The 12230-nt window shown below is 71.2% G+C and carries 15 protein-coding genes; 8 read left to right on the forward strand and 7 right to left on the reverse strand.

Going from position 1 to position 12230, the window contains the following annotated elements; translation table 11 throughout:
- Positions 1–6 precede the first annotated feature (6 nt).
- Both NLX94_RS33515 and NLX94_RS33520 read right to left on the reverse strand, forming a co-directional pair.
- Entirely contained in the window at positions 7–246 is a 240-nt protein-coding gene (locus NLX94_RS33515; RefSeq protein ID WP_254386919.1) for a DUF397 domain-containing protein, read from the reverse strand.
- A 12-nt stretch (positions 247–258) separates the two neighbouring features.
- Complete coding sequence (locus NLX94_RS33520; RefSeq protein ID WP_254386921.1) at positions 259–1146, reverse strand: helix-turn-helix transcriptional regulator; 888 nt, start codon at positions 1144–1146, stop codon at positions 259–261.
- A 198-nt stretch (positions 1147–1344) separates the two neighbouring features.
- Here NLX94_RS33520 and NLX94_RS33525 point away from each other — a divergent pair, with 198 nt between their 5' ends.
- A complete protein-coding gene (locus tag NLX94_RS33525) occupies positions 1345–1797 on the forward strand; it encodes an ATP-binding protein (RefSeq protein ID WP_254386922.1) in 453 nt (150 codons plus the stop codon).
- Between the two features lie 6 nt (positions 1798–1803).
- On the opposite strand, the gene NLX94_RS33530 is transcribed toward NLX94_RS33525, so the two are convergent.
- A complete protein-coding gene (locus NLX94_RS33530) occupies positions 1804–2193 on the reverse strand; it encodes a VOC family protein (RefSeq protein WP_254386924.1) in 390 nt (129 codons plus the stop codon).
- 304 nt (positions 2194–2497) lie between these two features.
- Here NLX94_RS33530 and NLX94_RS33535 point away from each other — a divergent pair, with 304 nt between their 5' ends.
- The 7 genes from NLX94_RS33535 to NLX94_RS33565 all read left to right on the forward strand — a co-directional run bounded on the left by NLX94_RS33535 (position 2498) and on the right by NLX94_RS33565 (position 9042).
- Positions 2498–2800: an urease subunit gamma gene (locus NLX94_RS33535; protein WP_254386926.1), complete on the forward strand. Its 303-nt coding sequence runs from the start codon at positions 2498–2500 to the stop codon at positions 2798–2800.
- A 14-nt stretch (positions 2801–2814) separates the two neighbouring features.
- On the forward strand, positions 2815–3162 hold the full coding sequence (locus NLX94_RS33540) for an urease subunit beta (protein WP_254386927.1): 348 nt from the start codon (positions 2815–2817) through the stop codon (positions 3160–3162).
- The gene (locus NLX94_RS33545; protein ID WP_254386928.1) at positions 3155–4876 is read left to right on the forward strand and encodes an urease subunit alpha; all 1722 of its coding nucleotides are present in this window, start codon (positions 3155–3157) and stop codon (positions 4874–4876) included. Before NLX94_RS33540 ends, NLX94_RS33545 begins: the two co-directional genes overlap by 8 nt.
- A gap of 31 nt (positions 4877–4907) precedes the next feature.
- Positions 4908–5582, forward strand: coding sequence for an urease accessory protein UreF (locus tag NLX94_RS33550; protein ID WP_254386929.1), 675 nt, complete (start codon positions 4908–4910; stop codon positions 5580–5582).
- A 53-nt stretch (positions 5583–5635) separates the two neighbouring features.
- Entirely contained in the window at positions 5636–6331 is a 696-nt protein-coding gene (gene ureG / locus NLX94_RS33555; protein ID WP_254386930.1) for an urease accessory protein UreG, read from the forward strand.
- A 23-nt stretch (positions 6332–6354) separates the two neighbouring features.
- A complete protein-coding gene (locus tag NLX94_RS33560; RefSeq protein ID WP_254386931.1) occupies positions 6355–7134 on the forward strand; it encodes an urease accessory protein UreD in 780 nt (259 codons plus the stop codon).
- A gap of 222 nt (positions 7135–7356) precedes the next feature.
- Positions 7357–9042, forward strand: a complete 1686-nt coding sequence (locus tag NLX94_RS33565; protein WP_254386932.1) for an alpha/beta hydrolase — start codon at positions 7357–7359, stop codon at positions 9040–9042.
- A gap of 29 nt (positions 9043–9071) precedes the next feature.
- Here the strand turns inward: NLX94_RS33565 and NLX94_RS33570 are convergent, their stop codons facing one another.
- The 4 genes from NLX94_RS33570 to NLX94_RS33585 all read right to left on the reverse strand — a co-directional run bounded on the left by NLX94_RS33570 (position 9072) and on the right by NLX94_RS33585 (position 12131).
- The gene (locus tag NLX94_RS33570) at positions 9072–9782 is read right to left on the reverse strand and encodes a lysophospholipid acyltransferase family protein (protein ID WP_254386933.1); all 711 of its coding nucleotides are present in this window, start codon (positions 9780–9782) and stop codon (positions 9072–9074) included.
- Between the two features lie 77 nt (positions 9783–9859).
- Positions 9860–10018, reverse strand: a complete 159-nt coding sequence (locus NLX94_RS33575) for a hypothetical protein (protein ID WP_254386935.1) — start codon at positions 10016–10018, stop codon at positions 9860–9862.
- A gap of 32 nt (positions 10019–10050) precedes the next feature.
- Complete coding sequence (locus NLX94_RS33580; RefSeq protein ID WP_254387021.1) at positions 10051–10980, reverse strand: cytochrome c oxidase assembly protein; 930 nt, start codon at positions 10978–10980, stop codon at positions 10051–10053.
- A gap of 122 nt (positions 10981–11102) precedes the next feature.
- Entirely contained in the window at positions 11103–12131 is a 1029-nt protein-coding gene (locus NLX94_RS33585) for a 6-phosphofructokinase (protein ID WP_254386937.1), read from the reverse strand.
- Positions 12132–12230 lie beyond the last annotated feature (99 nt).

The following is a 12230-nucleotide window of genomic DNA, read 5'->3' on the forward strand; positions in this document are numbered from 1 at the left end:
GCCTTCCTACGTCCCGAGATCCGCGAGATCCGCAAGATCGGCACGGACGGAGACGAGGAAGCCGTTCCAGGCCGTCCCGGTGAAGAGGACGGCCGGGCCGTCCGCCCGCTTGGAGTCGCGGACGGCGAGCAGGCCGCCACTGAGGACGGCCGTTTCCACACAGTTGTTCATTCCGGTGCTGCGGCTGCTCCGCCGCCACCGCGCGCTGTTCAGAAGTCCGCCTGTGGATAAGGGGGTTGCGGACACGGGGGTGCCTCCTTACGCGTCGTCAGCGAGGGCGCTGATGAGATCCGACGAATCGCGGGGCGGGAGGGCGTGCGCCTGGATGGTGCGGAACGCGGCGCTGTACGCCTCAAGGTCTTCCTTCCGCTCCAGATAGAGGCTACTCGTCAAATGGTCGAGTACCACCACATCCAGATCGGCGATGTTCGGAAATGAGAAGATGACGAACGGTCCGGTCAGGCCGAGATGTCCCCCCACGCTGAACGGCAGTACCTGAAGCCGCACTTGGGGCAAACGCGCCACCTCCACCAAGTGCCTCAGCTGTTCCTCCATCACCCCCGCCCCGCCGATCGCGCGCCGCAGCACCGCCTCGTCCAGGACGGCACTCAGTTCGAGGGGCGGATCCGCCCGCAGTACGGACTGACGTGCCAGCCGTACGGCGACCAGCGCGTCCACCTTCGGCTCCGGCAGCCCGCCCAGCGCGGCCCGGGTCACGGCGCGCGCGTACTCCGGGGTCTGCAGCAGGCCCGGCACCACCGACAGTTCGACCGTGCGGGCCGAGCGGGCCCCCGCCTCCAGGCTGATGAAGTCCCGGTACTCCTGCGGCAGCAGCCCCCGGTAGTCGTGCCACCACTGGCGCCCACGCCCGGTGTCGGCGTCCGGGGCGGGACCCGCCGCCGAGGCCGAGAGGGCTTCCAGCAGGGCGCGCTGCTGCGCGCTCACCACGTCCTCCCCGTAGACGTCGAGCAGCAGCCGGATGTCCTCCACCTTGACCCCGCTGCGCCCCGTCTCGATACGGCTGATCTTCGACTGGTGCCATCCCGCCAGCCGGGCCGCCTCACCGCTGGTGAGTCCGGACCGGTCGCGAAGGGCACGCAGTTCCTCGCCGAGCTTGCGCCGACGCACCGCGGGACCGTGCTGCACACCCGCCTCCCTTCCACCGGCACAGGTCGCACCAGTCTGCCGTCCAAATACGCTCTTCCGTAGCAGAGTTCACCGCATTGAGCGACAGATATATGCATATCTTGAGGGATCGGCGGAAACGGCAGGACGATGGGTGGCACTCTGGCGTCCAGCACAGATCCGGGGCGGCTTCGCCCCGGTGGGAAAGGGACCGTCGCCATGGCAGATCACCTGGAAGCATCCGTCACTCTGCCGAGCGATCCCGCCTCGGTCGCGGCCGCCCGCCGCTACGTCGCGGAGGTGCTGGGGGAGTGGGGACTGTCCGAGGAGACCGAAGCCGCCGACAGCATCAGGCTCATCGTCTCGGAACTGGCTACCAACTCCGTGCAGCACACCTTCGGGCAGTCGCCGACCTTCACCGTGGACATCCGCCTGGAGCGCGAGGAGTGGCTCCGCATCGGGGTCACCGACAGCCACCCGCGCTGGCCCAAGCGGCTCCCGGCCGCCGTCCAGCAGGACAACGGCCGGGGGATGGTCATCATCCGCTGGCTCGCCGCGGAGGCGGGCGGCCGGCTCTCGGTCAGCCCGACCGAGGACGGCGGCAAGACCGTGTGGATCGCACTGCCGTGGGTGGCCGCAGGCGCCCCGGCACCGACTCCCACCGGTTGTTGAGGCCGGTCAGGCGCCGGCGCGCTCCGACGCGCTGCGCTCGATGCACAGCTCGTTGCCCTCGGGGTCGGTCAGCGTGACCCAGCCGCTGCCGTCCTCCCGGCGGTGGTCGCCCTGGAGCTTCGCGCCGAGCGCGATCAGCCGCTCCACGTTCTCGTCGCGGGTGCCGGTGGTCGGCTGGATGTCCAAGTGGACGCGGTTCTTGGCGGACTTGCCCTCGGAAACCTGGACGAACAGCAGTCCGGTCACCCCCGGCTGTCCCGGAACGAGCGAGATCTCCGGGTCGTCCGCCAGGTCGTCCGGGTGTATCGGCCAGCCGGTGACCTCGGACCAGAACTGCGCCAGCGCGTAGGGCTCCTGTGCGTCGAAGGTGATGTGGTGGACGGGGTTCGCGAACATGCTGCTCCTCGTGGGCGGCTCCGTATACGGAACCGGGCTGTGCGATGCCCGGAGTTGAACCGGGTACCTGCTCGAAACGTGGGTTAACTCAGCGGAAAAGCGCGGCACCTAGCGTGGCGTCCACGTTCCTTCCGTCAATGGTCACCCATGCTCCGGCAAAGCGGCGGTGAGCGGGACGGAAAGCCTTCCTCTGTGTTGGGCAAGACACGCTTGGCTCGGATATGCGCAGGTCAACAAAGTGTTGACGGCCCATAAGGTCGGCTCGGCGCGATGTCGGTCATGTCCCGGAAGCTTGGTGATTGCTGTGCAGCTGACCCCCCACGAGCAGGAGAGACTGCTCATCCACGTGGCCGCGGACGTGGCCGAGAGACGCAGGGCGCGGGGCGTGCTCCTCAACCATCCCGAGGTCGTCGCCCTGCTCACCGCCCACATCCTCGAAGGAGCCCGCGACGGCCGGACGGTGGCCGAGCTGATGGCCTCCGGGCGGACCGTGCTCACCCGCGAGGAGGTCATGGAGGGGATACCCGAGATGATCCACGACGTCCAGGTCGAGGCCACCTTCCCGGACGGCACCAAACTCGTCACCGTCCACCACCCCATCGTCTGAGAGCGAGTACCCGCATGATCCCCGGCGAAATCGCCTACGGGGACGGCCCGGTGCGCCTCAACGAAGGCCGGCCCGTCACCCGACTCACCGTGCTCAACGCCGCCGACCGGCCCGTCCAGGTCGGCTCGCACTACCACTTCGCCGAGGCCAACCCCGGCCTCGAGTTCGACCGCGGTGCCGCCCGCGGGCTGCGCCTCGACATCGCCGCCGGCACCGCCGTCCGCTTCGAGCCGGGCATCCCCGTCGCCGTGTCCCTCGTGCCGCTGGCCGGGCTGCGCACCGTGCCCGGACTGCGCGGGGAAACCGGAGGAGCGCTCGACGCCGGTGGGGCGCTCGATGCCGGAGGGCAGCTCGATGGCTGAGATATCGCGCCAGGTCTACGCCGACCTCTTCGGGCCCACCACGGGCGACCGCATCCGGCTCGCCGACACCGACCTCTTCGTCGAGATCGAGCGGGACCTCGGCGGCGGCCCCGGACGGGCCGGTGACGAGGCCGTCTTCGGTGGCGGCAAGGTCATCCGCGAGTCCATGGGCCAGGCCCGCACCACCCGCGCCGAAGGGGCCGCCGACACCGTCATCACCGGTGTGGTGATCCTCGACCACTGGGGCATCGTCAAGGCCGACGTGGGCCTGCGCGACGGCCGGATCTGCGGCATCGGCAAGGCCGGCAACCCCGACACCATGGACGGCGTCGACCGGGCGCTGGTGATCGGCCCCGAGACCGAGATCATCGCCGGCAACGGGAAGATCCTCACCGCCGGAGCCGTCGACGCCCACGTGCACTTCATCTCCCCGACCGTGATCGAGGAGGCCCTCGCCTCCGGCATCACCACCCTCGTCGGCGGCGGCACCGGCCCGGCCGAGGGCACCAAGGCCACCACGGTGACCCCCGGACCCTGGCACCTGGCCCGGATGTTCGCCGCCCTGGAGGCCTTCCCCGTCAACATCGGCCTGCTCGGCAAGGGCAACACCATGTCCCGCGAGGGCATGTACTCCCAGCTGCGCGGCGGGGCGCTCGGCTTCAAGCTCCACGAGGACTGGGGGTCCACCCCCGCCGTCATCGACGCCTGCCTCACCGTCTGCGAGGAGACCGGCGCCCAGGCCGCCATCCACACCGACACCCTCAACGAGGCCGGATTCGTCGCCGACACCCTCGCCGCCATCGGCGGACGGACCATCCACTCGTACCACACCGAAGGTGCGGGCGGCGGGCACGCCCCCGACATCATCACCGTGGTCTCCGAGCCCAACATCCTGCCCAGCTCCACCAATCCGACCCGGCCGCACACCGTCAACACCGTCGAGGAACACCTCGACATGCTGATGGTCTGCCACCACCTCAACCCCGCGGTCCCCGAGGACCTGGCCTTCGCCGAATCCAGGATCAGGCCCTCCACCATCGCCGCCGAGGACGTCCTGCACGACCTCGGGGCCATCTCGATCATCTCCTCGGACTCCCAGGCCATGGGCCGCGTCGGCGAGGTCATCCTGCGCACCTGGCAGACCGCCCACGTGATGAAGAAGCGGCGCGGCCCGCTGCCCGGGGACGGACCCGCCGACAACCACCGGGCCCGGCGCTACGTCGCCAAGTACACGATCAACCCCGCCGTCGCCCAGGGCCTGGCCCGCGAGATCGGCTCCGTCGAGACCGGAAAACTCGCCGACCTGGTGCTGTGGAACCCCGCCTTCTTCGGGGTCAAACCCGAACTGGTCATCAAGGGCGGCCAGATCGCCTATGCGCAGATGGGCGATGCCAACGCCTCCATCCCCACCCCGCAGCCGGTCCTGCCGCGCCCGATGTTCGGGGCCTACGGGCGGGCCCCCGGGCTGTGCTCGGTCAACTTCACCGCCCAGGCCGCCCTCGACGACGGACTGCCCGAACGGCTCGGACTCGGGAAGGAGTTCGTCGCCATTGAGAGCACCCGCAAGGTGACCAAGGCGGACATGCGCAACAACGACGCCATGCCGCGGGTGGAAGTCGACCCCGACACCTTCACCGTCACCATCGACGGCGAGGTGGTGGAACCCGCCCCGGCGGCGGAACTCCCCATGGCCCAACGCTACTTCCTTTTCTGATGGGGCCTCTTCTGAGGGGGCGGGTCTTCCGATGAGCCTCGCCACCCTCCTGGTCCTCGCCGACGGCCGCTTCCCCGCCGGAGGGCACGCCCACTCCGGCGGCGCCGAGGCCGCCTGCAAGGCCGGCCGGATCCACGACGCCGCCACCCTGGCGGAGTTCTGCCGCGGCCGGCTGCACACCGCCGGGCTCGTCGCGGCCGGACTGGCCGCGGCGGCGGCCCTCGGGACCGACCCGGTCGCCCTCGACGAGGCCGCCGACGCCCGGACCCCGTCGCCCGCGCTGCGCGCCGCCGGGCGGCGGCTCGGGCGCCAGCTGATGCGGGCCGCCCGCGCCACCTGGCCCGGCGCGGAACTGGACGCACTGGCTGCGGCGTTCCCGCGCGGGGCGCACCAGCCCGTGGTGCTCGGCGTCGCCGCCCGGTCGGCGGGGCTCGGGCCGCTGGACGCCGCGCACGTGGCGGCGTACGAGAGCGTGAGCGGGCCGGCCACCGCCACCGTGCGGCTGCTCGGCCTGGACCCCTTCGAGGCGAGCCGGGTCCTGGCCGGGCTCGCCCCCGAGCTGGACTCGGTGTCCCACCGGGCGGAGCGGGCCGCGCTGCGCGCCCGCACCGAGGGCACGCACACGCTGCCCGCGGCCTCCTCGCCGCTGCTGGACATCGCGGCACAGGCCCATGCCGACTGGCCGGTACGGCTGTTCGCCTCCTGATCCCCGGGCCCCGCAGGTCCTGCATCCCCCTGCTTCAGCACAAGGAGACCCCCATGCACCTCGATCACGCAGTGACCTTCCCGCACCGCCACACCCACAGTGCCGAGCCGCTGCGGGCGGACGGCAGCCGCCGGGCCCTGCGCATCGGCCTCGGCGGACCCGTCGGCTCCGGCAAGACCGCCACCGTCGCCGCCCTCTGCCGGGCCCTGCGCGCGGAACTGTCCATGGCCGTGGTCACCAACGACATCTACACCCGCGAGGACGCCGAGTTCCTGCTCCGCGAAGCCGTCCTGCCGCCCGAGCGGATCAGCGCGGTGGAGACCGGCGCCTGCCCGCACACCGCCATCCGCGACGACATCTCCGCCAACCTGGAGGCCGTGGAGGAACTGGAGGAGGCCTTCCACGGGAACGGACGGCTCGACCTGATCCTCGTCGAGTCCGGCGGGGACAACCTCACCGCCACCTTCTCCCGGGGCCTGGTCGACGCCCAGATCTTCGTCATCGACGTGGCCGGCGGCGACGACATCCCGCGCAAGGGCGGCCCCGGCGTCACCACCGCCGACCTGCTCGTCGTCAACAAGACCGACCTCGCTCCCCACGTCGGCTCCGACCTGGACCGGATGGCCCGCGACGCGGCCGAGCAGCGCGGCGAACTGCCCGTCGCCTTCCAGTCCCTGCGCGGCGAGGAGGGCGTGGCCCCGGTGGCCGCCTGGGTGCGCGAGCGGATCGCCGCCTGGACCGCCCGGTGAGCCCTACGGGGATCCCGGCCGCGATGCCCGTGCCCCCGGCCCCCGCTCCGGCCGGCCTGCGCGCCACCGCCCGGATCGGCGCCGCCGCCGACGGCCGGGGCTCCACCGCCCTGCCGCTGCTCGCCGGAGAGGGGCCCCTCGCGCTGCGCCGCACCCGGGGCGGGCCCGGCGAGGCGGGCGTCATGCTGGTCGGCGCGATGAGCGCCCCCCTGGGCGGTGACCACCTCAGGGTCGAGGCCACCGCCGGACCGGGCGCCCGGCTGGTGCTCCACTCGGCGGCGGCCACCCTGGCCCTGCCCGGCCGGCACGGGGAACCCGCGCGGTACGACGTACGGCTCCGGCTCGCGGACGGGGCGGCGGTGCGCTGGCTGCCGGAGCCCCTCGTCTCGGTGCGCGGCAGTGACCTCAGGGTCCGCACCCGCGCCGAACTCGCCCCCACCGCCCGGCTGCTGCTGCGCGAGGAGCAGGTGCTCGGCCGCACCGGGGAGGCTCCGGGCCTGCTGCGCGCCCGGCTCACCGTGACCCGGGACGGACGCCCGCTGCTCGACCAGGAGCTGGCCTGCGGGCCCGGCGCACCCGGCGGCTGGGACGGTCCGGCGGGACTCGCGGGCCACCGGGCGCTGGGCCAGCTGCTGGTGGTGGACCCGGAGTTCGCGAAGGCCCCGCCGCAGGCCGGGATGCTGGGGGAGTTCGCGGCGGTCACCCCGCTGGCGGGCCCCGCCGTCCTGGTCACGGCCCTGGCCCCGGACGCGCTGCGGCTGCGCGAACTCCTCGACTCCGCCCGGGCCGCCTACGGTTGGTGACCTCCGGAGGCCGCCCGGGAGGAACGCGGGCCGAACCCGGGACGAACCAGGCACCGCTCAGCGGTACACGCATTTCCGGATATCGGGTTGGCAAAAAACGGCCCCGTGCTCTGTCGCCCGCTCCCGGTCAGGCGGAAGTATCCCCTGCACATGCCGAAGCACATCCACACCGGCACGAACCACGCCGCCCACGGCGGCAGATGACGCAGGGGGAACAACCACGTGATACGCAACGCGGCGCTGGGGAGCGCCGCAACACTGATCACCGGCACGCTGGCGGCGAGCCTGCTGCTCGCCCCGCAGGCGTCGGCCTCCCAGACCCTCCCGTCCGGCTTCGGCCGCGACAACCCGATCGCCGAGGCGATCGGCACCCAGATCGCCGCCGCCCGCGCGGCGCGCACCGGGATCGACTGGAAGGACTGCCCGCCCGACTGGGGTTTCGCGGCGCCCATCCAGTGCGGATACGTGAAGGTCCCGCTCGACTACAGCAAGCCCTTCGGCAAGACGATCGACATCGCGGTCGACCGCGCCGTCAGCACCGGCACCAAGGAGGAGCGCCAGGGCGCGCTGCTCTACAACCCGGGCGGCCCCGGCGCCTCCGGCATGCGCTTCCCGCGCCGGATCACCACCAAGAGCCCGCTGTGGGTCAACACCGCGAAGGCCTACGACTTCGTGGGCTTCGACCCGCGCGGCGTCGGCCACTCCGCGCCGATCTCCTGCATCGACCCGCAGGAGTACGTCAAGGCGCCCAAGGCCGACCCGGTGCCGGACAGCAAGGCCGACAAGGCCGCCCAGCGCAAGCTCGCCGAGGAGTACGCGGACGGCTGCAAGGAGCGCAGCGGCGAGATGCTGCCGTTCATGACCACGCCGAACATCGCGCGTGACCTGGACGTCATCCGTGCCGCCCTCGGCGAGAAGAAGCTGAACTTCATCGGCGTCTCCTACGGCACCTACATCGCCGGGGTCTACGCGACCCTGTTCCCGACGCAGGTGCGCCGCATGATCGCGGACAGCGTGGTCGACCCGTCCCGCGACAACATCTGGTACGAGGCCAACCTCGGCCAGGACGTCGCCTTCCAGATGCGCTGGAACGACTGGCAGGACTGGGTCGCGAAGAACGACGCCTCCTTCCACCTCGGCACCACCCGCGCCGCGGTCGAGGCCAAGTGGCTGGCGCTGCGCGCCAAGGCCAAGGCCAACCCGCTCGGCGGGATCGTCGGCCCGGCGGAGCTCATCGGCTTCTTCCAGAGCGCCCCGTACTACGACTCCTCCTGGGTGCCCGTCGCCCAGACCTGGGCCGCGTACGAGGCCGGTGACGAGCAGGCGCTGATCGACGCCATCGCCCCCGACATGAGCGACACCGCGGGCAACGCCTCGGCGGAGAACGGCAACGCGGTGTACACCGCCGTGGAGTGCGCCGACGCCAAGTGGCCCACCAGCTGGTCCAAGTGGGACCGGGACAACACCAGGCTGCACGCCCAGTACCCCTTCATGACCTGGGCCAACGCGTGGATGAACCTGCCCTGCGCCACTTGGAAGTCCAAGCAGCACCACGCGATCGAGGTCGGGGTCGGCCCGGGCCGCGGTCTGCCCCCGGTGCTGATCGTCCAGGCCGAGCGTGACGCAGCCACGCCGTACAAGGGCGGGGTCTCGCTCAACCAGCGGCTCGCCGGCTCGCGCCTGATCACCGAGAAGAGTGCCGGTTCGCACGGTGTCACCAACCTGGTGAACCCCTGCATCAACACCCGGGTCGACACCTACCTGCTCACCGGCAAGGTCGACGCCCAGAACGTGACGTGCGACCCGCACGCCACCCCGGTGGCCCCGGCCCCCGTCGCCGCCAAGCTGCTCGCGCCGGCCCCGGCCGCCGACCAGCAGGCGATCGACGAGCTCCCGGCCGTCCGCTAGCCCTGAGAAGGCCCGGCACGGGGGAAGGCTCAGCGCGTCCTGCGCCGGGCCTTCTTCCGTGCTTCCTCCTCCTCCGCCTTCACCTCGGCGGCGTACCGGTCCACGTACTCCTGGCCGGACAGGGCGAGGACCTCGTACATGATCTCGTCGGTGATGGCCCGCAGCACGGCCCGCTCGCCCTCCATCCCCGCGTACCGGGAGAAGTCCAGCGGCCGGCCGAAGCGGATCGTGACCCGGCGGATCTTGGGGATCTTCTGCCCGGGCGGCTGGATCTCGAAGGTCCCGACCATCGCGCACGGGACGACGGGCACCCCGGCGCCCAGCGCCATCGCGGCCACGCCGACCTTGCCCTTGTAGAGCCGCCCGTCGTGCGAGCGGGTGCCCTCCGGGTAGATGCCGAGCAGTTCACCCTTGGACAGCACCCCGAGCCCCTCGCGGAGCGCCGCCTGACCGGCGTCCTTGCCGGAGCGGTCGACCGGGATCTGGCCCGCGCTGCGGAAGAAGGCGGCGGTGAGACGTCCCTTCACGCCCGGCCCGGTGAAGTACTCGGCCTTGGCGAGGAAGGTGATGCGCCGGCTGAGGATCGCCGGCATCAGGAAGTGGTCGGAGAAGGAGAGGTGGTTGCCCGCGATGATCGCGGCCCCGTCCTCGGGGATGTTCTCCAGACCTTCGATGCGGGGCCGGAACAGGAGCCGCAGCAGCGGCCCCAGGATCACGTGCTTGAGCAAGTGGTAGAACACCAAGCGGCTCCCGTCGACGTTCCGTGGTCATGGAACATCCTACGGACGGTCAGCCCGGGGGTGCAGGGGGCGGTGGCTCAGGTACCGCCCGAGGCAGCCATGCCCGCGGTGAGCAGCCCCAGCACCACCCAGCCGAACCACAGCCAGCCGTTGCTTCCGAGGGCCACGGAGTACGTGGCGATCGCCACCAGGGAGGCGAAGGTCATCAGTGCCATCGCCTTCACGGATCCGGTCATGCCCCATGGTGGCGCCTGAAGGTGGTTCCGCGCTACTGGCCACGCGCTTGGAGCGAGGCGAGATACGAGTTGTAGGCCGCCAGCTCCTGGTCCCCGTTGCGGTCCTCGGACCGGTCGGAGCGCTTCGCCGCCCGCTGTTCGGAGTGGTACCACTGGTAGACCAGCGCGATCAGCACCAGCACCGAGGGGATCTCGCTGAAGGCCCAGGCGATGCCGCCACCCCACTGCTGGTCGAGCAGCGGGTCGATGCCGAGGGAGGCAGGCGGGTTCGCGTACGTCTTGATCATCGGCTCGCTGGCCATCATCAGCGCGATGCCGAAGAAGGCGTGGAAGGGCATTCCGGCGAACAGCTCCAGCATCCGCATCACGTAGCCGGGGCGGTGCGGGCCCGGGTCCACGCCCATGATCGGCCAGAAGAAGACGAGGCCGACGGCGAGGAAGTGCACCATCATCGCGATGTGGCCGGTCTTCGAACCCATCAGGAAGTCGAAGAGCGGGGTGAAGTAGAGGCCGTAGAGGCTGGCGATGAACATCGGGATGGTGAACACCGGATGGGTGATCACCTTCATGTACCGGCTGTGCAGGAGCATCAGCAGCAGCTCGCGCGGCCCCTTGTGGCCGCGGGCCGCCGGCGGCAGCGCGCGCAGCGCCAGGGTCACGGGTGCGCCCAGCAGCAGCAGGATCGGGCTGAGCATGCTGATCACCATGTGCTGGACCATGTGCACGCTGAACATGACCATGCCGTAGTCGTTCAGCTTGGTGCACATCACCAGGGCCACGCTCAGCACGCCGATGGTGAAGGCGACCGACCGGCCGACCGGCCAGGCGTCCCCGCGTGCGCGCAGCCGCAGCACGCCCCACGCGTACAGACCGAGGCCGAGGAGCGAGCCGATCAGGAAGAAGGCGTCGAAGGAGAACTCGAGGCCGCGCCCGAGAGTGAAGGGCGGCAGGTCCATGTTCATGTCCATGCCGTCGTGCGCGAGGTAACTCAATCTCTTCACTCCCTTGACTGCGGTGCCCCACCACAGTAGTGCCGCCCCCGGACGGGAAATCGTCCGGGGGCGGTGTCAGGAGAGGGGAAAGATCACAGAACGTTCTGCGCCTCGTCGTACCGCTCGGCCGGAACCGTCTTCAGCGTCTGCACCGCGTCCGCGAGCGGCACCATCTCGATCTCCGTGCCGCGCAGCGCCGTCAGCATCCCGAACTCGCCCCGGTGGGCCGCCTCCACCGCGTGCCAGCCGAAGCGGGTCGCGAGGACGCGGTCGTACGCCGTGGGCGTGCCGCCGCGCTGGACGTGGCCCAGGATGACCGGCCGGGCCTCCTTGCCGAGACGTTCCTCCAGCTCGACGGCGAGACGGTTGCCGATGCCGGCGAACCGCTCGTGGCCGTACATGTCGGTGCCGCCCTCCTCCAGGGCCATCGAGCTGCCCGCCGCGGGCTTGGCGCCCTCGGCGACCACGACGATCGCGAAGCGCTTGCCCTGCTCGAAGCGTTCGCCGACGATCGCCGTCAGCTGCTCGATGTCGAACGGGCGCTCCGGCACGACGATGGCGTGCGCGCCGGCCGCCATGCCCGAGTGCAGGGCGATCCAGCCGGTGTGGCGGCCCATGACCTCCACGACCATCACGCGCTGGTGGGACTCGGCGGTGGTCTTCAGCCGGTCCAGGGCCTCGGTGGCGACGCCGACCGCGGTGTCGAAGCCGAAGGTGACGTCGGTCGAGGCGATGTCGTTGTCGATCGTCTTGGGGACGCCGACGATCGGCAGGCCGCCCTGCGAGAGCAGGTTCGCGGCCTTCAGGGTGCCCTCGCCGCCGATCGGGATGATGGCGTCCAGGCCGAGGTCGGCGACGTGACCGCGGGCCCGCTCCACGCCGTCGCGCAGATGGGCGGGCTGGACCCGGGAGGAGCCCAGGATGGTGCCGCCGCGGGCCAGGATGCCGCTCACGGCGTCCAGGTCGAGCTTGCGGTAGTCGCACTCCAGCAGGCCGCGCCAGCCGTCGTGGAAGCCGATGACCTCGTCGCCGTGGTCGACGACGGCGCGGTGCACGACGGAGCGGATGACGGCATTGAGCCCGGGGCAGTCGCCTCCGGAAGTGAGCACACCAATGCGCATGGCAGGAAGGACCTTTGCAACGTGGGCCGACGACCGGACCACGTCGTCCGGTTGGAACTACCCAGCACCCTACAAGCGGATCGAGGGTGGACTGAACCA

Origin of the sequence: Streptomyces sp. TBY4 (genome assembly GCF_024213195.1) — a bacterium.
In the GTDB taxonomy this organism is placed as follows: domain Bacteria; phylum Actinomycetota; class Actinomycetes; order Streptomycetales; family Streptomycetaceae; genus Streptomyces.

Coding starts and splice junctions, on each gene's coding strand:
- NLX94_RS33525 (WP_254386922.1), top strand. CDS start 1,345: ATGGCAGATCACCTGGAAGCATCCGTCACTCTGCCGAGCGATCCCGCC.
- NLX94_RS33530 (WP_254386924.1), bottom strand. CDS start 2,193: ATGTTCGCGAACCCCGTCCACCACATCACCTTCGACGCACAGGAGCCC.
- NLX94_RS33540 (WP_254386927.1), top strand. CDS start 2,815: ATGATCCCCGGCGAAATCGCCTACGGGGACGGCCCGGTGCGCCTCAAC.
- NLX94_RS33545 (WP_254386928.1), top strand. CDS start 3,155: ATGGCTGAGATATCGCGCCAGGTCTACGCCGACCTCTTCGGGCCCACC.
- NLX94_RS33550 (WP_254386929.1), top strand. CDS start 4,908: ATGAGCCTCGCCACCCTCCTGGTCCTCGCCGACGGCCGCTTCCCCGCC.
- ureG (WP_254386930.1), top strand. CDS start 5,636: ATGCACCTCGATCACGCAGTGACCTTCCCGCACCGCCACACCCACAGT.
- NLX94_RS33560 (WP_254386931.1), top strand. CDS start 6,355: ATGCCCGTGCCCCCGGCCCCCGCTCCGGCCGGCCTGCGCGCCACCGCC.
- NLX94_RS33575 (WP_254386935.1), bottom strand. CDS start 10,018: ATGACCGGATCCGTGAAGGCGATGGCACTGATGACCTTCGCCTCCCTG.
- NLX94_RS33580 (WP_254387021.1), bottom strand. CDS start 10,980: ATGAACATGGACCTGCCGCCCTTCACTCTCGGGCGCGGCCTCGAGTTC.
- NLX94_RS33585 (WP_254386937.1), bottom strand. CDS start 12,131: ATGCGCATTGGTGTGCTCACTTCCGGAGGCGACTGCCCCGGGCTCAAT.